The sequence below is a fragment of the Desulfuromonas acetoxidans DSM 684 genome (genome assembly GCF_000167355.1).
Lineage (GTDB): Bacteria > Desulfobacterota > Desulfuromonadia > Desulfuromonadales > Desulfuromonadaceae > Desulfuromonas > Desulfuromonas acetoxidans.
Genome location: NZ_AAEW02000002.1, coordinates 48,598 through 69,582, shown reverse-complemented (window position 1 = coordinate 69,582; position 20,985 = coordinate 48,598). Strand labels below are relative to the sequence as shown.

Annotated in this window: 17 protein-coding genes; 7 read left to right on the top strand and 10 right to left on the bottom strand. The window is 49.2% G+C overall.

Going from position 1 to position 20,985, the window contains the following annotated elements; translation table 11 throughout:
- Nucleotides 1-12 precede the first annotated feature (12 nt).
- Together DACE_RS01705 and DACE_RS01700 are read left to right on the top strand one after the other, a co-directional pair.
- A complete protein-coding gene (locus DACE_RS01705) occupies nt 13-1,017 on the top strand; it encodes a 4Fe-4S binding protein (RefSeq protein WP_005997829.1) in 1,005 nt (334 codons plus the stop codon).
- Nucleotides 1,018-1,090: 73 nt separating this feature from the next.
- Nucleotides 1,091-1,459: an STAS domain-containing protein gene (locus DACE_RS01700; protein ID WP_005997818.1), complete on the top strand. Its 369-nt coding sequence runs from the start codon at nt 1,091-1,093 to the stop codon at nt 1,457-1,459.
- A gap of 167 nt (nt 1,460-1,626) precedes the next feature.
- Here the strand turns inward: DACE_RS01700 and DACE_RS01695 are convergent, their stop codons facing one another.
- The 8 genes from DACE_RS01695 to DACE_RS01660 all read right to left on the bottom strand — a co-directional run bounded on the left by DACE_RS01695 (nt 1,627) and on the right by DACE_RS01660 (nt 11,560).
- The gene (locus DACE_RS01695; RefSeq protein WP_040365890.1) at nt 1,627-2,643 is read right to left on the bottom strand and encodes a hypothetical protein; all 1,017 of its coding nucleotides are present in this window, start codon (nt 2,641-2,643) and stop codon (nt 1,627-1,629) included.
- A 133-nt stretch (nt 2,644-2,776) separates the two neighbouring features.
- Entirely contained in the window at nt 2,777-3,247 is a 471-nt protein-coding gene (locus DACE_RS01690; RefSeq protein ID WP_040365889.1) for a hypothetical protein, read from the bottom strand.
- Between the two features lie 3 nt (nt 3,248-3,250).
- Nucleotides 3,251-3,916 carry a hypothetical protein gene (locus DACE_RS01685; RefSeq protein WP_005997816.1) on the bottom strand — a complete coding sequence of 222 codons (666 nt, stop codon included), beginning with the start codon at nt 3,914-3,916 and terminating at the stop codon, nt 3,251-3,253.
- A gap of 17 nt (nt 3,917-3,933) precedes the next feature.
- Nucleotides 3,934-4,962 (bottom strand): hypothetical protein, encoded by a 1,029-nt coding sequence (locus tag DACE_RS01680; protein WP_040365888.1) that lies wholly within the window; start codon nt 4,960-4,962, stop codon nt 3,934-3,936.
- Between the two features lie 55 nt (nt 4,963-5,017).
- The gene (locus DACE_RS01675) at nt 5,018-6,664 is read right to left on the bottom strand and encodes a hypothetical protein (RefSeq protein ID WP_005997814.1); all 1,647 of its coding nucleotides are present in this window, start codon (nt 6,662-6,664) and stop codon (nt 5,018-5,020) included.
- Nucleotides 6,648-8,582: a hypothetical protein gene (locus DACE_RS01670; RefSeq protein ID WP_005997813.1), complete on the bottom strand. Its 1,935-nt coding sequence runs from the start codon at nt 8,580-8,582 to the stop codon at nt 6,648-6,650. The genes DACE_RS01675 and DACE_RS01670 overlap by 17 nt, the downstream gene beginning before the upstream one ends.
- A 107-nt stretch (nt 8,583-8,689) precedes the next feature.
- Nucleotides 8,690-10,186 carry a DNA primase family protein gene (locus DACE_RS01665; protein ID WP_005997812.1) on the bottom strand — a complete coding sequence of 499 codons (1,497 nt, stop codon included), beginning with the start codon at nt 10,184-10,186 and terminating at the stop codon, nt 8,690-8,692.
- Between the two features lie 126 nt (nt 10,187-10,312).
- Nucleotides 10,313-11,560: a site-specific integrase gene (locus DACE_RS01660; protein WP_040365886.1), complete on the bottom strand. Its 1,248-nt coding sequence runs from the start codon at nt 11,558-11,560 to the stop codon at nt 10,313-10,315.
- 559 nt (nt 11,561-12,119) lie between these two features.
- Here DACE_RS01660 and DACE_RS01655 point away from each other — a divergent pair.
- From DACE_RS01655 to DACE_RS01635, 5 genes are read left to right on the top strand one after another with little or no spacing between them, the layout of a single operon-like run.
- The gene (locus DACE_RS01655; protein WP_005997810.1) at nt 12,120-12,962 is read left to right on the top strand and encodes a helix-turn-helix transcriptional regulator; all 843 of its coding nucleotides are present in this window, start codon (nt 12,120-12,122) and stop codon (nt 12,960-12,962) included.
- Entirely contained in the window at nt 12,955-14,271 is a 1,317-nt protein-coding gene (locus DACE_RS01650; protein ID WP_005997809.1) for a hypothetical protein, read from the top strand. The genes DACE_RS01655 and DACE_RS01650 overlap by 8 nt, the downstream gene beginning before the upstream one ends.
- On the top strand, nt 14,268-14,984 hold the full coding sequence (locus DACE_RS18305) for a hypothetical protein (protein ID WP_005997808.1): 717 nt from the start codon (nt 14,268-14,270) through the stop codon (nt 14,982-14,984). The genes DACE_RS01650 and DACE_RS18305 overlap by 4 nt, the downstream gene beginning before the upstream one ends.
- The gene (locus DACE_RS01640) at nt 14,962-17,766 is read left to right on the top strand and encodes an ATP-binding protein (protein ID WP_005997807.1); all 2,805 of its coding nucleotides are present in this window, start codon (nt 14,962-14,964) and stop codon (nt 17,764-17,766) included. The genes DACE_RS18305 and DACE_RS01640 overlap by 23 nt, the downstream gene beginning before the upstream one ends.
- Complete coding sequence (locus DACE_RS01635; protein ID WP_005997806.1) at nt 17,763-18,953, top strand: hypothetical protein; 1,191 nt, start codon at nt 17,763-17,765, stop codon at nt 18,951-18,953. Before DACE_RS01640 ends, DACE_RS01635 begins: the two co-directional genes overlap by 4 nt.
- Before the next feature lie 198 nt (nt 18,954-19,151).
- Here the strand turns inward: DACE_RS01635 and DACE_RS01630 are convergent, their stop codons facing one another.
- Both DACE_RS01630 and DACE_RS01625 read right to left on the bottom strand, forming a co-directional pair.
- Entirely contained in the window at nt 19,152-20,345 is a 1,194-nt protein-coding gene (locus DACE_RS01630) for a site-specific integrase (RefSeq protein ID WP_005997805.1), read from the bottom strand.
- Between the two features lie 163 nt (nt 20,346-20,508).
- Entirely contained in the window at nt 20,509-20,910 is a 402-nt protein-coding gene (locus tag DACE_RS01625; RefSeq protein WP_005997804.1) for a DUF2787 family protein, read from the bottom strand.
- Nucleotides 20,911-20,985 lie beyond the last annotated feature (75 nt).

Sequence of the window (20,985 nt, the reverse complement as noted above, 5' to 3'; positions counted from 1 at the left end):
AGGAGAAATGACATGCAAATTAAGTTGAACATTGAAAAAATGACGGTTGTACGCTCGATTGTGCAATGGAGCTTCTTTGTCTGGATTTTGATTATTGGAATCCAGTTTGGTTTTTTTGTCAGACATTTTGCGATGAAGGGAGAGTCCTTCTTTGTCAATAGACCTGCAGGCGTTGAAGGGTTTTTACCCATTGGCGCGCTGGCAAGTTTAAAACACTGGCTGTATACGGGTCAGGTTGACCGGATTCATCCGGCAGCCTTGGTTCTTTTTCTCACATTTTTAGCAATGAGTTTGTTGGCAAAAAAATCATTTTGCTCCTGGCTCTGTCCGGTCGGTACCGTTTCCGAGGGACTCTGGAAGTTTGGCAAGTGGCTCTTCGGGCGCAGTTTTCATATGTGGGGATGGTTGGATTTATTGTTACGCGGGGGGAAATATCTCCTGTTGCTGTTTTTCGTCAAAATCCTGGTACTTGATATGCCTGTTTATGCTCTTGAACAGTTTTTGCAAACACCCTACTGGGCGATCAGTGATGTCAAAATGCTTTACTTTTTTACTAATATGTCGCTGACGACCATATTTGTTCTTCTTCTATTGGCGGGGTTCTCTCTTTTCTATAAAAATTTCTGGTGTCGCTACCTGTGCCCTTATGGTGCCTTGCTGGGATTGATCAGTTTTTTCAGTCCGTTGAAAATCCGTCGCAATGTTTTGACTTGTACTGATTGTGGTCTTTGCAGTCGCGCCTGCCCGTCTCGATTGAACGTTCACCGTCTTAAAACCGTCAGTAGTCCTGAATGCTCTGGCTGTCTTTCCTGTGTTGATGCCTGCCCGACTGCGGCCGTACAGATGAAACTTTCACTCTGGTCAGCTTCACTGCCGCGTTGGACTTTTCCTGTTGTCGTTTTGGTTGTTTATGCCGGTGGAGTTACTCTCGGAATGGTAACGGGGCACTGGGATAGTTCGTTAGGTTACGAGGACTATCAGCGCTTGATTCCGATGACGAATTTTTTGAGCCATTGATTTTAACGAGCTGAAATCTCGGAGTTTGTGTTTCTGTTTGCAAAGTCGGCTGATGGCCCTTCTGGGAGGCACCATGTACGAATTAGAACGTAAAAGCATCCAAAATAGTGAGGGAGGTCCCTGTCAGGTCCTCGCTGTCCGCGGTAACCTGGGGATTGCTGTCGTCCGCAAGCTTAAGGATGATCTGCTTGCACTATTGAAAAACAATGATTCTGTCGTGATTGATTTAACTGAAGTTAGTGATATCGATTACAGCATTTTACAACTGATGTGTTCTGCCAATAAATACGCCCAAAAGCACGGTAAAACCTTTAAACTGACAGGACAAAATGCTCACGTTGTTATGGTCGAAGCGCAATCCGTCGGGTATTTTCGCGCCGAAGGCTGCAAGGACGCCAAAGATCCGACACGATGTTTGTGGTTAGCGGAAACCTCCGCTTAATCTATGTCAGTTTAGCCCTGGCTCCTATCGCGATATGGAGACTTTCCTAGCTGACTACGGAGATTGCCTGCCAAGGGGGTTCTACCCCGTCTCTATAGACGGTTTGGAAGGGGCATTTCCTGAATAGAAAAGAGCTCCAGGCTATGTGGCCTGGAGCTCTAAATAATTTATCCAAACAGCTCAGATATCCGATTCTCGATAGAATCTCTAAATTCTTTTTCTTTCAGCCATTTTTTAACCTGGTCATGTATATCTGTGCGGTCTTTGTCGTGGAACTCTGGTATTTCCCCTGATAGCACTTCAACGTTTCCTCGTGTTTTTGACGCCTTTTCGGGCCATCGAAAGGGAGTGTCGGAAACGACAACAACCTTTGCCTTTCTCTTCAAGTTATCTTGCTCGAGCTTTTTCTCTCTATCATAGCGTTTAATAATTGAGATGATTTGATCCAGCGATAATGAATCATCGCTATCAGGATCGATGGTGCCATCTTCTGCTAAGATATGCCGAATTTCCTCTGCAGCATATTCGTAGTTATATCTTCTCTTTTTTAGCCTCAACAAATCTTTATTTAAGGGCGACTTTGGCGTTAGTTTTCCAGTCTTTTTTTGATTCTGGAGGGCGTCAAAAATTTTCTCATAGGCGGCAAAAACGTAAAACACCTGTCTTTCTTTGTCACGTTGTAAAAGACCTTCTTTATTTGCCTTTTGCGCTTTTTCTATATGACTCTGCTTAATTTTAAGACTTTTGTTAAGGTGTGCAGATCTCGGTCTGAATGAAAGAGCACGCCATGCATCGATTAAGACTAAGGCTGCAGGCAAAATTTCATCCAGAGTCTCTGCGTACTGAATCGTTTTCAGCGCATAGACAGCACAGAGATCTTCAGGTGCAATTTCACCTTCCAAAACCGAATTTGTGTATCGGTCAATGTAGATTGCTACATCAAAGAGCCGATCGATGGGAGGATGATGCACTTGGCTTCTTTGGCATTCGCTCTCTTTTTCAAAGAAGAGAGCGGGCTTAATGGTTTCCCAGATGTCATCAATATCGTCGTTGGTATAACCATCAAGTTGAACTTCAGCAATGCGCTTGGCTATTGCCATTCGAGAGATGAGGTTGCTTTTTTCCGCTTCCCATCCGGCCAGCGGTAATGCTGTTTCAGGGGTGTTTTTAGGTGCGTTTGACATTGATCTATCCCTAGCTTTGAGAAAAAAGCATGTTAACGAGTTTCCTGTAAGTTGGCAAGGAAAGGGCATATTCACCACTATAGGGGGATGTGGGGGAGCCCCCCAACAGCAAACACGCTATTGCGTAAGGACTTTACTCCAGGCCATGCCCCTGACTTTTGCCAAGTAGCCCCCGAAAAGGCAGAGAATCGAACAAAGACTCAGCTTCAGCAAATTGCTCCCTTTGCCTTATAACAAGAGTCAAACTATCCATAAACGTATCCAATTCCGACAGTCGCAAAACATGATGGTACTCGCGCAATACGTTCAAAAGCCCACCGTTACCATCAAGCTCTATATTCTGCCCACATTCGCCAAGAAAAAGGCAGATTCTCACCCAGCCAGTTTTGCCGATATCCAACCGTCCGAGTATTCCCCCAGGGTGATAGCCAATCGCCTTCTCAGGGTGTTTATTGCGCCGCTTGATCAGCCGGAACTCCCCAGGAGCAGCCCTTAAGGCTATCAGTTTGTCAGCATGGAGAAAAAAACAATGGCTGGGACTTGCTAACGCAAGTCCCAGGCGGTTTTTATCGCATATAGGACGACCATACGACCGTGATCTCATGGTTTATCCAAGCAGGTTCGAAATGGACTCTGACACGCCAGACTTACCATCCGGCAGCTCAAAATAGCGAGCCCCCTCATAACCAGCGATGAGATCGGCCAAGCGGTCCTCGCCCATGATCTGATAGCGACACACTAGGTAGTAAGCGGCCAGCTTGCCAGCATCAATCTGAAAACTGTCGATCCGCAGGATGTCGGACTCATTACGGATCGGAACCCCCTGGTTCCCCATGGCGATATTGATAGCACTGTGGTCAGGCAGGACACGCCCCAGAAGCTGACCGAGTCCATCGCGGCGATCCGCCGGTGCTTTGGGACTTTGCAATTCGACGGTCGCGTATTTCGGGTTGTCAGCAAACTCGATCATGGCAACGAACTTTTCAGGGGTAATGTAGCGTGGCAGAGCCCCCTCTGCCGCGAGTGCCACCTTGATTTCTTTGCCATAGTTGACAAGACCAATCTCTGCGGGTGTGAACGGCTTTCCCTTGTATGGTGCTGGAGTCTTCGCTTTGATGTCGAAGGGAGGGAAGGTCGACAGGTTAGACAGCCCCTTGCGAATCTTAGCGTTGTCCATCGTCGAAGAAAAAACAGCCCTCAATACCCCTGAAGAACCTTCTGGGGGCTCCGGCAAGCTTTCGCAGCCAGCCACCGTATTCGTTTTTACATCCATTTTTTGTATCTCCTTGTCTAGTCAAAAGGGTCAAAATCGACCCGAGATCCTGCTTCATCGCGAAGGACGATGAAGCGTGTATAGTCCAGCCGCAACCGTTTTACGGCCAGATAAGTACAGACAACTGCGTCTGCATCGAGGATGAACTCCGCCACGTCTTCGACATCGCCTTTGCGAACACTGATCACCGCTGCCCGCAGAGTTGATGTTTCCGAGGTATAACGAGCCACAACCTCACCATTTGGTACCTTCGTGTTGATATACGTTTGTCGGAAATCTCCTTTCTCGATCTCGCGGACGAGATCGCCCAGTGAGCGGGTCACATCGAGGTTTTCAACCAGAAGCTCAAAGCGCCTGATCGACAGCCGAATCATGCGACCATAGGGATTAACAATCGAAACCGCCATGTCCCTCCCGGTGCCTTCAATCGACATAACACTGAGGTGGGCTCTGGTCTTTGCTTCGAGTAGAGTGGATTCATTCGAGTTGAAGTTGTCCGGGTCAATTCGCTTTAGCTCTTGTAATACCTCGTTAATCCGGCCCGACATGATCGGGCCTTCCGTTTCAACCTGAGCGAGGTAATCCACTATTTGATTGCAGCTCATGGCATTGCGAACTGCAGTTGTAAGCGGGTAGGAGAACTCAGTGGCGTTGTCCTCTGGCAGACCAAGGCTGATTCTCGCGGTCTTTAATGCGTCCGCTAAAAATTGTTCAAAAGGTTCCATATCGCCCTCCAGCGGTTCGGGTGCATGATCGTTGCGTTGCCGCTTCACCTGACCCACGACAGAAAGCGGTAGCAGCCTGATGTTGCGTTTTTTGGGATCTGTTTTCGCAGCGACCTTTTCTTGGTGATATGCATTCGTCGCGATCAAATAGACCATTCCAACTAGTTCAGAAACTGATAGCTCTCCTCCTTTAAACAGAGCGTCCATCATTTCCTTCAGCGTGTAACGCCTGGTTCTCACTTTGTCGTCATCAACAACCGCCCGCAGAATTGCGGTAACGTGTACATTCTTTTCGAGGATGTAAAAGGCGTCAGTTTTCATAACTGAGACAATAACGGATGTAGACAGACAACAAAATTCCCCCGCTTGAGTTCCCTCAAGCGGGGGGATCAATGGTCAACTCGATAAACACGGCGGGGTCCAAACCCAGCAATCGAGCCATTTTTCGCAGTTGACTGCGGTTGGAGGCAGAGTGACTCAGCTGATGAGGAATGAAGCGAGTTTGTCGGATTCGGCGGTAAATTTTTTCTGACAGGCCAAATTCGCTCAGCTCCTCTTTGATCAACCAGACAGGAGGGCGGATCTTGGAAAATTCGGGTTGAAGAAGGCAGGTGACGAAATTCTCCAGGCAGGACTGAGCCGCTGGATTTTTCGGAGCAGCGCTGCGCTCGCGTGTCGTAGGGGCGATAATCCGCGCCAGTGCGCGACCGTCAGCATTCTTCAAGCCAAGGCGACGAAAATAGGATTCCACCTCAACGCGATCAGATGTCGGCCTCGGGTTGGGGGTGTATTCACCGTCACTGAGGGTTTCAAGTATCGTAGGGGTAATAACCTCAGGAAAGGACAACAAGAGAGCGTCCTTCCCAGGTAACTCTCCAGCTCGATACAACTCGCGCCAGCGGGGGAAACAGCGCCCGTTCATGATCAACTTGGCCACCTCCGTCACCAGGACGCGGTTGTCCTGAACATCGTCACCATAAAACAAACGCGATTCAGCATCAGACCAGTCGATCAAAAGGACCGCGCACAATTCAGCAGTCAGCTTTTTCAGCAGCGGGTGGGGACGAATAAACCCTTCTTCCCAATTGGCGCGTTTCGCGTTTTTGACATCAGTCGTTGACCACTGCGCTTTAGATCCTTGCAGACTCGGCGGTAGTTTTTTCCATTGCGTCGAGACAAGACGGGCAATTTCGGGATAGTCTGGAAAGGCACCGTCGCCGATACGTAGCAGCTTGCCTTGAGTCACCCCGCGCAGAATAGTTCTGACAACGGTCGCAGCCTCTCCCCCCTGGAAACGAACGCTTTTGCCACGCAGTCGCACCCGATCGATGACCTCATCGGGGCGGGCAACACGGCCACTGCGACGGATGTTGTCGACCTGATGACGGTGGATCTTCATCTGCTCCAAAGATGAAAACGGAACTGTGTAGGGCTGGGGAAGTAATCGCCCTGCTATGATGGTTTGAGTCCGGGCAAGGACGGGCAGCCTTTTCATATCGAAGTCGCTATTGAACTTGCGGAGAGCACACTGCTCCACCAGCCCAAGTTGCCCGTCACTTTTCATGATTTTTGTGTAGGTCGGCAGGGTGTACAGGTTGTAGGTGAAAATCTCGTCGCGACCGTTCTGCGTCTCATCGATCTGCGCCTGAATCCAGCGCCCTTCAAAGTTACGTAGCAACTCCTTGTTTGCCAGAACGAAACGCCTCACAGAACCATCCTTGATGATCTCTTTCAGAGGAGGCTTGATCGAAAACTTCGCCAGGATCAAGACGTGTTCTCCCGAGCTGTCGAACCCGATCTGACCGCGCGATTTAACGGCCGAAACGTTATCCGCCATCCCCTTGATCTCTAGACATGCCCCCTCGTCCGGTGCTAGGCGACGTCGCGCCTGCTGGTACATTTGGAAGGGGACAAGGCGGTTAAACTCTTCCTCCAGTTGACCACAATCGAAGGCCTCAAGAACGGCCGAGACGCTCCAGTCCGCCGCCTTATTCGGCTTTAAAATCTTAAATATCTTCTTCATACTCAAGCTCGCTTTCAACGTAATAGGTTCCGGCGACAGAAAAGGATTCGTCAGAAGGGAGACCGACTAGATATCCGTCGGTCGTGCAGCTAGCGATATCAATCCACTGCTCAGCTGGGCGACTCTGATTAAACGCCTCGACCGCGAACATCAGGGAGGAGAGGGTCGCTCGACCTGCGCCGGTGGTCAGGGCGGCAACGATCGGGTCAGTGACTTTGGAGGGGCCGAGAGGTTTGGTCTCGAACGTGCTGGCGCAGGTGACGTTACGCGGATTGACCCCTTGGCTGAATTTTCCGTAAAGGCTGTTCATGAACTCCTTCAGCAGCTTTTCATAGACGGCTGCTGAGCCGTCGCCCGCATCTGATGCTGCCCGGTATTCATTGCGTTTTACAGCCAACTCAGAAAGAAATTCTCGTAGGTACATGGTGACAGAGCCGTCCGCTGCTCGTTTAACAGGAAACTCCAGCGACCAGATCGCATCGATCTCGGCACCGGCATCAAACGCCAGCATGATCTCCTGGTGGGTGGCAACCGTGATCCCTGAAGACGGATAGACCAGACCATAGCGGGGATGGTGAACATGCAGACAGGGGTACAGCACAGATGAGGGAAACTTGAACCGGACACAGGCAAAACCGGGAACCAGGTAGGCTGGAACCTCGCCGCTCACCTTCTTCAGATCCCACTCCTTATGCCATTTGATAAGCAGGTTGTTGTTGTAGACGCATGCGGCCTTGCGGATGCGACCGGCAATCCCCCTTTTCATCCCACGCAGCGCCCACTCCAGATCCTTTGGAGATTTGTTGAGAGCCTCCTTTGCCCGGTTGATCGCATCCAGGGGAACATTGTCGGCCAACAACGCTTGGACGCGGTCCTCGGACAATTCGTAGGTCTGGAACAGCGTCGTCACTTTCCCACCAAGGTCGACTACTGGGATCATCGACATCAGGGTAGCGTAGGCACCTTTTTCATCGATATCGACCCATGTTTTATTGGTGGTTGATGGGAAATTGGAAGTCTGTCCTACCAAGAGTCCTTCGTTCCGTCCGCCGAAATACGCTCTTTTGACCAGCCTGATCGCGTCGGTGAACTCATTCGACTGCAGTTTCTTCAGATGCTTTTTGACCCAGGAATTTTTCTTCAGGAAGGCATGCACAGCCGCCGAGCCGATGGTGACATAGAGCCGCTCGATCCTCCCGGTGGACAGTTGATTGAGGGCATCCTGAAGCAGGAAGAACAGCCGCAGTGTTACCTCAGAATCTTTCAATGCGTATCGCTCGAACCCTTGCGGGTCTTCGCGCAGGTAGATGTCCATATTCTCGATGTGATGCTGGGATATCTCCTCCTTCAGGGCGTCTTTTTTGCCGAGGAGGGTTGATAAGTTCTTCAGACTGCGGTGAGTGGCAGGGGCGATCAGGATGGTGTCCGAGATTCTCACATGGACTTCGCAGTCCCCCTTGATCGTGAATGAGATGGGCGCCAGCAGGACGATGGGGGAGTTACGAACAAGCGAGATCGCTTCGGTCACATACGGGACGTCACGATCAGCCAGGATCGACATCTCTGCGGTGCTGTGGTGGGCAACGATGTTGATGAAAATTTTTGCCCGTCGGTGAGACTCTGGAAATTTTCCACCATTCGCTGCAAGGATGATCCTCTCAGCAATTTCGGGCAGGGTCGGGGCTTTGCCGTTTGGTTCATAATAGATGGTGTTGGTTATTGAGTGCCGTGAGGCCACTGCCACCTGAGTAGAGATCGGGCGGTTTTTGTGAAAGCGTGTTACCCACTCCGCATCGAGCGCGGCAAAGTAGGCGAAGTTGTAAATCGGCTTTTTGTTATGGAACTCAACAACATCAAAAAAACGAGCGTAATGGGTCGGGATTTCTGTAAAGGATGGTATTTCTTTCGATGTTTCCATGTCATCTCCTCGAGGTTTTAGTTGCCCTTGACCATAAGAGATAACGTTGTGGAAGTACCGACTCCCGCTTGGTGGCTGCCAAGCGGGGATCGTTTTCTGATTGAAAGTTAGTGGACAGGTGTATCGTCCAAGGTTTCGGGTTCAGAGCTGTCGCGCAAAAAGCTTCGTCCGAACGCGTTTAAGGCAATGTGCTCGCGATAATTCCCGTCGCGATGATGCTTAGCTTCCGTGCCGAACCCTTTGATCATATTGCTGAAAGCCTTGACGTTGACTGCGGGTGACTCGTCCCCCGTATGCTCTTTATATAGGTTGAAAGCGGTCATCAGGTCATGCGTCTTCTCCCTGTCACCAGGGTTTTGCGTACAGCACGCCTTGATGAATTGGTCAATTGTGATGACGGGAGTGATGACGGAAGCCGAATCCTGGTCAAATGGATTTTCACCTAACCCTTCCTTGGCCCACAACCGTGCCCCTTCAATTGCCCAAGCTAATATTCCTTCACCTTCTTCGTTTATCAGCTTCTGGGTCAGCTGCTTGTCCTGCTCTTCTGGCGGGATCGACACATGAAACGGAATGATGCAAACGCGGTTCAGCATAGCCTGATCGGATAGTGTAAACTCGGGCTTGGCGTTCGTGCCGATGAAGAGCTTGAGTTCAGGAGTGAACTCGAATTCACGCTCGTGAGGGTGACGAGCTGTAAGGGCATCGCCGCCGGTGAGAAGTTTGATCAGGGCTTCGTTAAATTTGTAGCGGCGGTCGGTCTCCGAAGCCGTGACAAAGCGGTAACCGATCAATTTAGCGATATCGGAGCGAATCGCATTGATTCGGCCACTCACCAGCGATTCGCTGGCCAACTGGACACAAAAGCACTGACCCAGGATGCCACGGAACACATTGAACAACAGGGTTTTTCCATTGTTACCAGCAGCGCCCCAGAGGATGAAGATTTTTTTCTCTGACACATCTCCGGTTAACGAATAACCGAAGATTTTTTGGATAAACGCGATCCCTTCCGGGTTGTCCGGGAATGCCCGTTCAAGAAAGGCGATAAATCGGGGACATTGAGCGTCCTTCTCGAATGCAAAAGGAGCGATCTTTGTCAGGTAGTCTTCACGATCATGATCTTTTAACTCACCAGACTTCAGATCTACAGTTCCGTTTTGACAATTGAGCAGCTCTTTGTGGGCATCCAGATGGGCGGGGAGTGGCATCAGGTCCGCAGCGAGTAAACCGGCGGCTCTGATTTTAGAGCGGCTCAGGCTTTTCTCAACAAACGAGGTATCTGGAAACGCGATATCATCGCGCTGCTTATCTTCTTTCAGGTAGCGAAGCCACGGGATTTCAACGGTGAGGATTTTGCGGATCGCTTCAACGATCTGCAAGGTGAGGCACTGATTCGTGTCCCGCTGCCAGTGACAACCGGTCCAGCGAAACCAGTTTTTTTGCGCATGGTGGAAGAAGATCAGCCTGTCAAAATAGAACTTGATACGTAGGGCATTACCGTAATCCGTTTGCAGCGTGTCGCAATCAAGTTCAGGGCCTTTTTCAAGGGGTAAGGGGTCAGCTTCAAAATCGGGTAAGACAGGTGATTTTTCATGTTCCATGGTGTTCCTCCTATAAGTTAAAAGTTAGCTACTGTTATGGCTGACAAGGAGACTAAACACAGCATCTCCGCTTGAGTGTGCTCAAGCGGAGATCCCGAATTGATCCATAAAATTTTCGGAACAAGATTATCCTTCACACCCCTCACATCCTTCACCGGAAGGCTCAAATTGACCGCTAATAGCCTCCAGGGCACGCTGTGCCGCCAGTTCGTTAGCATTTACCATCGACTCGCTAGAAACTCTGGCGTAAACCATGGTACTCGCGAGAGTTTTATGGTGGAGGGCCTCCTTGATCGTGAACAAGTCAACCCCTGATTGAAGCAGGAAAGTTGCGTGTGATCGGCGCAGATCATACAGATTGAACTCTGGCAATTCGGCCATATTGCATATTCGTTCAAAGGTCTTGGATACGCTCTGGAGGTGACCTGTAGACGACTTTCCGCGAGACGGGAAGACCCACACTGCTCTTTTTTTTCGTGCGTCATAGAGTTGCTGTAACAGATCCCGGGCGACCGAATTCAACGTCACAAAGCGGCTCTCTCCGTTTTTCGCCTGTTTGATATGGATCCGGTTGTCAATAAGATGAACATCGCACCAAGCAAGACCCAAGACTTCTGAGGGTCTCAGACCCAGGACAGCCAATATCATGATAGCTTTGGCCTGAGGTCGATCGATGAGCGACATAGTTGCCTTGATAAATCGAGGGTATTCGTCGCCTGAAAGATAACGCTCACGAGATCTGTTTACTTTGGGGCGACGTACACCGTCGCAGGGGTTCGCATCCACAAGATGTTGGTCGATAGCGCACTGGAACAGTTTTGACAGCAGTGAGAGAGCCTGCTTCGCCGTCGAGCCGGAGATTCTGCGTTCTGTTTTTTGGCTGACGGTCGTCAGAATCTGCTGAACGAATTCGCTGACCAGCCTCGAATCGATCTGCTTAAGGGGAATGTGACCAAAAACCGGTAGAATCCATCTCTTCAGCATGTGGCGAGACTTTTTCGGATGCTTGTGATTCTGGTCAATAAAGTCTTCAAAATACTCGTGGCAAAATTTCTCGAGGGTTTTTATCCGTCGCTCAGTGAGAGTACGGCGAGGGTCCAGGCCTTCCTGGATCATCTGTCGATACAGTTGTGCTTTCTGGACAGCATCCGGCAGTGTGATTTCTCCGAGGGCACCGAGCGCGATGAAAGTCGTTTCGTGCAAAAAGGTCATCTTGAAGTGAAATTTTCGAGAGCCATTTTGCCATACGCTCAGGTACAGGTTTGGGACACTATGAAACGAATACGTCACATATTTCAGACCAGAGTCAATCTCTGGGCCTTTAGCTGACATCGCATCGGCTAGTGATGATATTTGTGGTTTTCGTTTCGCCATGACCATTCCCGAGTGAACAACAGTATCCAAAAGTTCGTACTGCCTAAGGTAATGGAATGGCTTTTAGAAGTACCTACACCCGCTTGGCACCACTCAAGCGAAAAAAAAAGTAAGCGATCCGTTCGTGAGCAGACGGTCTGATCGCCGTTTAATTGATATAACCCCAATGGCAACGTTACACCGCAATAACTATTCACATATGATTCCAGGGACTTATGTTTTGCCAGGGTCATATGGCAATCCTGTGGGTTTGAAGCGGAATGCGCACATATGGTGAATTTTTTATCGCAAAATATCCTTCACATCGTTCACAACCTTCACGCAGTTCTTCCAAGTAAAGACAGTGATGCTGATGTCCATTAGTGAAAAAATGTTGTACTTAGTCATGAATATGCATGATTAATTCCGGACACGACCCCCCTGCTAGGCATTCTATCTCCAAACTAGACCACTCCTTCCGACCGAAACCCATCTACGAACTCTTGCACTAATAGCTTGTCTTTTGTTTTTGATGAGTCTATTATTTAGCCTGGGTCTATTTTTTATTCGACGAGGAATCATGCGGGCAGCAGAAATACCTAGCGATCTTAAGTGGAGTGTACGAAAGCGTCTCGAGTTTATCGAGCATGAGCTGTTTTGGTCGGGTCAGCTCAAGAGGCAAACGGTTATCGACAAGACGGGGGTGTCTAGGCCCCAAGTCAGCTTGGATATTGCGCAGTACAAGGAGTTGGCCGAAAACAACATGACCTACTCCCTGAGCGACAAAACGTACTATGTGACAGACACATTTAAACCCGTTTTTATTGATACCGCTCCCGAGACATTTCTACTTCAGCAAGTCGGGCAATATGCTGAGCATGTGACCTTTCCACTTCGCCATGTCAGCCCCGATCATTTGCGCGTGATTCAGCGAGCAATTGAAAAGAAATCCTGGGTGACGATTGATTACAGTTCATTGTCGCAAAGCACAACACGACATCGCATTATTGCACCTCATCACTATGTCCACGATGGCCGGCGATGGCATGTGAGGGCTTATGATTTTGCCTCTGAATCTTTCCGTGATTTTGTTTTAGGTCGAATCGGTCGCACGGTTGAGACTCAACCGAGCAGAAGTAAGGGAAAACAGTCGTGGAATCCACGTCACGACAAGGGATGGAATACAAAAGTTTCACTTATTCTCAGGCCTCATCCTGACCTTCCCGAAGATAAGCAAGAGATTGTGGCACTCGATTATGAAATGAAAGCCGGACAAGCGGTGTTGAAGGTGCGTCAAGCCTGCCTGTTTTATGTAATAGGGCATATGCGCCTGCTTGACCCATCACCAAATCCATACATTCAACAAGTGGTTCTTGAAAACCGCGAGGAAATACTGACATTGCTGGAGGGGCAAAATGTCTGAACCCAACGAATCCGAGGACCAATCGACTGAGCAAGAGCGGCCGGTCGAAGACCTTGCATCTTTTTTTCATCCGAACATCGACCCCGATGATCTGCCTGGAGTGTTTCGTCTCAAGCAAGCTCAGGAGACTCTCGACGTTTTCTCTGCTTTGTTTTCAGGCTCTTCGAACTCAATTCTGGTGCGAATTTTGATACTGCAGGGAATCGGTAGTCGTTCAGAACAACCCCAGTGGACATCACGCGATTTAGAACGGTTATTCTCTTTCTTGGCTCCGGTTAAGTTTAACTCGGCTCTGCTCACTCTCAAAAAGAACAAGTTGTTGGCATATCTGCCGGAAGTCGGAGCCTACGAACTCAGCCCATTAGGACGCATGGCCTTAGCCTCCTTGTCGACGATTCTGGCCTTTGGACAAGAGGACGGCAGTGAGATCGGCTATATCACCTCACAGATTGCTGCTAGCCAGGCACTCGGCAAAGTGAATTCTGATGCGATGGAACACCTCCTGGGCCGCTTGACGGATCTGGACAGCTTCTTTGATCGTGCGCTCTTATCAGGGTCTGAGAAACGGATTAAGCAGGCTGAAGCTCGGCTTGAATCCGTTTGGTCCTGGGTCTCTAAGGGGACAGAGGTGATTGAGTCGATAAGTGCGGATCTTGAAGCGGATATCAGCGTTCATCGTCTTGCTCAAGAGATCGGAGGGCGCCAAAGTAAGATGCTTCATATCGCGGCGCGATTCCAGTCTGAACTGAACTTGATTGAAAAGAATCAAGTTATGATAGGTAGGGGGGTATCGACATCGGACATCTCCAACTGGTTGGAACGTCAGTCGATAGAAGATCTGGTCATTCTTGGGGAGCAATATTGTCCAACCACTCCCCAGCAGGCATTTGTTCTGGAAGACATCCTTGCCGATATCGCTGAGGACGTTATGGATGCTGAAAAAGGAGCCCAAGAAGAAGATATCATTCCACCTCTCCCCGAATCCGAAGAACTGACGGGGGTTGAGTTTGACTTCCTTAGCTACAAGCCGCTGCACGATCTTCATGGCGAATTGGTAGAGGTCAAGTCCTCAATGCCTATTGAGGAAGTGGTTCCAAGAGAGGACTTTGCAACATCCTCTTATCGTCTATCATTGTTGTCCCTGATTGGGCGCTGCGGAGAACTGGAAAAGAATAATCCGGTTAAGATTCTTGCAGGGCTTCCATTGGAAATGAAGATCCATAACTCTGATGTTCCAACAAAAATACAACGCTGCGGCATCGAAGAACTTTCGGCTGGAGCGATTACCCCGACTGGAGAATCGGCATGATGCACAACCAAGCACAAACTCTTGTTGCTCGACTGATCTCGCACCGATGGCTGCCACGAACCGATGAAATGGTAGCTCCTCTTATTACAAACGAAGAGTTTAGACAAAATGTGCTGTCGCGATTAGAATCATGTGGATTACGCCTTTTGGAAAATCCCTTTTCAGACCATGTCGCCATTGGACTGGCTCCGCAAGTCACGGATCAGGTGATGGGCCAGGACACCCATTACTTGTCGAACAACTTCAATTTGCCCAAGGATGCCGTCGCTCTTCTTGTCATTTTGTGGGCGCTTTTGATTATACCGAAACGGCAACGACAATATTCAGCCGGCGTAGAAGAAGAACCGCAGATGTCGTTTTTACCCTCCCCCGTTCTGGTCACCGTCCGGGATGTCGAAAAACCTATTGTCCGGCTTTCTGCATTGATCAACGATTTTGGTCGAAAACTTGGCGGAAAGAGTCGGATCAACATCAACCTGAAAATCTTGAAGCGTCATGGATTCATTACAATGCGCGGTAACGATCTGATGGAAGGGCCTATCCTAGACTTGGCTCTGGATTACGACTTCCTTGGGTCTCGGATTATTGATGGAACTTTGGGGGATTTACTCCGCGATCCTGATCAGTCGATCGATGATGTCAACGATGATAAGTATGAAGAGGATGATATGGTGTTGGAGGGGGAGAACAATGTTCGAATTCAAGAACTTTGAAGCTGTCCATTGGGACTTCTGGCAAAGAATAGCTATCCCGCTGGATGGGCAGATCAATACCGTTGTAGGGCCGAATGGGTCGGGAAAAACAACGCTTCTGGATGGCATCCGGACTCTTTTGGGCATCCGCTGTTCTTCTGAACGCGATTATCGACGCTATGTGCGTCGGAAGAAGATGGCCACATCATGGTTACGTTCTGTCGTCAAAAACGAGCGAACTGCTCGAGGTTTTGCGGCCTTTTTCCCCATCGTCAACAGTGAAGTAACCCTCGCCTGTCGTATCCGTCGCAAGGGAGGCGATTGGGAACGTCACTACTGTATTCTTGAAGGGGATGTCCCTATCGAACAGCTTGAGGAAAAAGCTGGTAAAGACTGGTTCGGTCTGAACGAATACAACTCTTTGCTAGCAAAAGCGGGGTTACGTGGTGCCATTCGTAAAGTTTTGACCCTCGAACAGGGAGCAACGGATGAACTCTGCACACGCTCCCCCCGAGAAATACTGAATCTGGTCTTTGAAGCGTATGGGGAGCAGAAGACCCTCGATAATTACCAAAAGGCAAAAGATGACCAGGCCATCATTAAGCAAGAACTCGACGAACTTGACCGAGATCTGGCATCACTTGGCCTTGAGATTCAGACAAATCAGGGGAAAATCGATAACTACAATGAGTGGAAGCGCAAGACCGAGGACGTCTATAGGTTATTGACCGAAGATATCCCTCGCATGGAACTTATGGAACAAAGCGAGCAGTCAGTTGGAGCCCGAAGGAACATCAAAGGGATTCGCCGTAAAGTGGCAGAAAAGAGAGAAACCCTTGTAGAACGACGCCAGACTCTTTCAAGTCTTAACACTCAGATTCAAGAAGCAGAGAGCAGTAAATGCATTGCCCAGAGTGAAGAAGATTCCTGTCGTGCGAGCTTTAGCAGTGTGTCACAGCAACTTACTAGTCTCAAAAAGACCCTGCAAGAAAAAGAGCGCCTTGAGAGTCTGGTTACAACGCGTAACGATGGTTTTGACGCTGAAGATTTCACACAGAAACTCGATGCAGCTCATCAAGATAAGGCTCGGATTGAAAACCGGATCAAAGAGATCTCAAAACAGATTAAAGAGGATACCGGCCGACAAACTCGTTTGGAAGTCAGTAACCAGAAGGATTTACCTAAACCGACTGACGACCTCATAAAGGCATTAAAAAATGCTGGGGTGTCGGCGCAGGTTTTCCGCGATACAGTCGAAATTCCTGAGCCGAGCTGGCAGCCAGCGATTGAAGGCTTGATAGCAGGCGAAGCGTTTACAATTCTTCTGGATAACCCTGATGACCGAAAAAAGGCACAAGTTTTTGGAGAAGATCAGAAGTATCGCTCACTGATCACGGCGGATAGAAAAGACAAACCAAAGCCTCGCGTCGGCTCAATTTTAGAGATGGTTGAATTCTCTGCCCCTGTTCAATCCTGGGTCATCGACTTACTTAATCGGACGATGCGCGTGGAAGATGTCCATGAAGGAAACTTTCTCCCCCAGGGGCAGGACTATATAACCAGAAAAGGCTATCACAGCACACAAAGGGGTGGTCGTTACGTCGGGGTGGATTTGCGTAGCAAGTTCACATTTGGTACTGGTGCGGTGCGTGCAGAACTGGAAGAAATTGCAGTCAGGCTACGGGACCTCAGAGAAGAGGCGGGAAAACTCGGAGAGGAACTGAATACTGCAAAGGACACGATTACAGATTGTCAACGATTACTCAACGGCTGGGATGCGGACGCTGAGCTGAAATCAAAACTACATGAGTTTACAGATGCAGAGAAACGTCTTCCAGAAATCCAGGAGCAGCACGATAGTCTTGAGAGTCAGGTAGAAGGAGCCTCCAAAAAAAGGGTCGGATTCGAAAACACCATCAACGCCCTGAATAAAGCCCTCGGCAATGTTGAGGGTCAAATCAAAACCATGGATGAGGATATTTTTGCCGCACAAAGAACAATCAAGGGCGAACAATCAAAATTACAGGACTGGCGTAAGTCTATCCTAAGTATTCGTCTTAAAATTCCTGTTTCGGGTCGAACCAAAGAGATTCTTGCTGACCTAAAGGCGCAACATGAAACCCTCGCTGGTGCTAAAAAAGCACTTGAGCTACGCCAAGATGACTTACAAAGTCAAGAATGGGAAACAGACCCTGTTGTCATTCAGATTGGCGCGCGTCTAGTCGCTGAATACAAGACCAAAGAGGAAACGGTATCTAAACGCCGTGGGGATAATAACCGGGCGTTAATGGAGATCCAACACGCGCGAGAACAATACATCCACGTTCTTAAAGCGACGCTGAACCGATATATCAAAAATGTCCGTGCACTTTCAGCTATCGCCGGAGTTGAAGTCAGACATAAAATGCCTGTTCTCGTAAATGATGATCTGTCTCTTGCCAGTGCCGGTTTGCAGATCGAGTTCAGATTTGATCGCAAGGAAACGGATGAGACGTCAGGGGGACAAAAGGTCATCAAGAGCCTCATCTTGCTTGTCAGTCTCATGATGGATCAGGGTGAAAGCGGAGGCTTCATATTTATCGATGAACCATTCGCGCATCTGGATGTCATGAACATCGCCCTTGTTAGCAATTTCTTGCGATCAAGCGGTGCCCAGTTCGTCCTGACCACCCCCTCGACCCACGATATCAAGGTCTTTGAAACTTCAGATATTACGTTATCTACCCGAACTTGGCGTTCCCCTGAACCTTGGGCACCCCAAATTGCATGGGCACGACGTCAAAAAACAGAGGACGCCGCATGACGATAGATCCAAAGATTATCGTTACAACCGAGGGTGTTGGTGAACGCAGTACCCTTAAAGGAAAACGATTCTGCCGACCGTCCTTTACACCTCCCACCGACTTCGGGCACCTTGCAGAAGATCAGAGAGATATGATCCGTTCGTGGGTGAAGGACATCACCCCCCGAAAGAAATGGTCTACGATTCGTAAAAAAGCCGGATTCACCGGCACGCTTTTGGCAGAAGACCTGATCAGCCTTCTATTAAACCACGGCTGGCTGGAGACGGAGGAAAAACGCACATCCCAAGGGTGGGAAAAGACGTGGATCACATTTCTTTATTACGAGGATTTGCGAGAAAAACTTGGATTAGTGAATCGGACCACCTTGCAGGAACAGGCGGATAATCTTGAAGGGGAGTTCAGACCTATCCTCCTCTGCGCTGCAGATCATTTGACCGCCTTTGGTCCTGAAACACGGTTAAAACGCCATGGACTACTTTGCTCGCTGGACAAATGGATAACCGAAAAGCGATTCGGTACTAAGCGTGACTTCTCTCTTTTTGCCCGAGGAACAACAAAAGCCATTACATCCTCCGAATGGGACTGGCTCGAATCGAATATCGATTTTGAGGAGGTTGGAATCTCGGGACACACCCCTCTTCTTTACATCAAATTACCTTCGGTTGTTTCGACTGAGGAGGGGGCTCTTGATTTACGACTTCTCCCCGGCCAGATAGGTCTCACTCAACAGCAAATTTTGACTATCACCAAGATCAATAATCCAATCTCTTGCTGGCGATTTGTCGAGAACTTGACGTCCTTCGAGCGCGTCGTCAAAAACTCTGCGTCTGAAGAGGGAATCGTCTGGCTTCCTGGTTTCGCCCCGAGTTGGTGGCAGATCTGTATCAAGCACCTTCTTCAGCTTTCTGCTACTCCAGTCTTTATCGCTAGTGACCCTGACCCAGCCGGGCTCCATATCGCTTCTCAGGTAGGTTCACTGTGCGCAGAGCTGGGCGTTGATTGGTCTCCCTGGAAGATGGATCCGAGTTTTTTTTCTGAGTCCTCCTCTCTTTCTATGTTGACTGTACATGATAAGAATCTGTTGAGGTCATTCATTGCAAGCGAACATCGACATCCAGACTTATTGATTTTGGCCGACTGGATCGAAAAGAACGGGCTTAAGGGTGAGCAGGAGCTATTCCTGTAAATGTCCATAACAGTTCAAGCTAGAACGGGGAATAGATTTTTTTGATAAGAAAGTCTGGCAGATTTCAGATAAGAGCAGGTAGCAGGGTTTGCATGATAATGGATGGCGGGGTTTGACTGGAATAAATACGATTCTGTCGACACCTTGATAACTCGCTAAAAAAAGATCGATCTTGATAGGGAGAATGAAGCCCCAGATCTAAGAATCCGGGGCTTGGTTCATGACCTCCTCGATTTTCCTCGATGCGATTTCGCTGGTTCGGGCCAGAGATGACGTCGCGACTTTTGCGTAGATTTGTGTACTCTTCAGAGATTTGTGACCGAGAATCTTACCGACAATGGAGATGTCCACACCGGCGTTCAATAAGTGAGAGGCGTGGCTGCGTCTGAGATCATGAATCCTCAGACCGGTGATCTTTGACTCACGGCAAACCGTCGCGAAGGTCCTTCTCACATCCTGTAAGTGCCCCGATTCCGAACTCGTGCGTGACGGGAATACCCAAGGGTTCGACGCTTTGCGTTTCTGCTTCATCTTTGTAAGCAGGCCATGACTGACCGAATTCAGTGCCACGTAGCGTGATTCACCATTCTTTGTGTCGCGCAGGTGGAGGTGGCGATCTGCCAGACTGACATCTTCCCAGCGTAAGCTCAGGAGCTCGGACTTCCTCATTCCCAGAGCAATCAGTAAAAAGATCGCGCAGGCCGAAGGCTGGTCAAGCTTTGTCTGTAACACCTGGATGAAACGAGTGTATTCATCCTCCTGTAAAAACCGGTCACGGCTTCTGTTTTCCTTGGCCTTCTTGATCCCCCGGCAGGGATTCTTTTCCAGTAAATCGTATTCCAGTGCCAACTTAAAGATGGACGACAGCAGGCTTAGGTGGCGGTTCCCCGTGGTGCCGCTGGTCTCATCACACACCTGCTGGTGAAACAGCATGACCTCCCGTTTTGAGATATCCGCCAGTGGTGTTGCCCCAAAGGTTTTGATGATCCGCTTATCCAGCATGTTTTGCTGATTGTGGAAGGTCTTGTAGTGTTTCCTTGCATAGGGCAAGAAATCCTGCTCAACGAATTGCGCCAGGGTCAGTTGGGACTGTGGCTGTTGCTCCTGACGCGGATCAATCCCGTCAGCAATCAGTCTTTTGAAGTGGCGGGTCTTATCAATGGCCTCCTGTAAGCTGAACAGCGGGTAGGGGCCGATGGTGATGAATAACCGCTTGCCGCGAAACTTCTGCTTAAAGCGCCAGGAACGTGAACCGTTCTTATACACGGCGAGACACAGGTTTGTTTCCTGAGCCACGGAATATTCAATATTGGACGTCTTTGAGTTTGATGGCGGACCGGGAAGGGACTCGATCACCCGCACCGTCATCCGTTTTGTTTTGGTTCTGGTCATTATTACACTCCGTTGTATTGGTCAAAAATGGGATCAAAAAAAGGATCGTCATCTGTGAGATCAGTGGGTCGTCTCCCGGCAGGGTCATCAAATATGACCACTGCCGGGAATGAAGGAACTCACGGGTTGGTAGTAGGTTGGTTTTGAGTCGAAGAACGACGCGTTAGGAGGGATCACTCGTGACGTTGTAACTCCCCATGGCGTAATAGCAGACAAAATTCTTTTGCCACACATCAAAGAGCGCTCTGCCTGTGGCAATGTCATAATCCCGGCCCATGTGACCAAAGACCCCTAAGCCAAAATCAAAGTCGAGTTCCTTTGTTAATTCGGCATAGGGGCCGACACCGACGTAGGCGAAATCAGTGATGTAGGCAATTTGACCCGAGGAACGGATCATGATCTCCACGGGGTGAAAGCCACCGCTCTCGGCGCTGTAGTTGTGATCTCGAAAGTGGAGAATGATATCACCGCTCACGTCAGAATTGAGTCGCTGCAGTTCATGGTTGAGAAGTGATACCAGTTTGGTGCTGAGGCGATAGGGACATGCCTGTGTATCAATTGTCATGTAAGACTCCTTGATAAAAATAGAGCCCTGATCCGATAAGGGATCAGGGCGCATTGGTTCATGAAGTTTATTCGC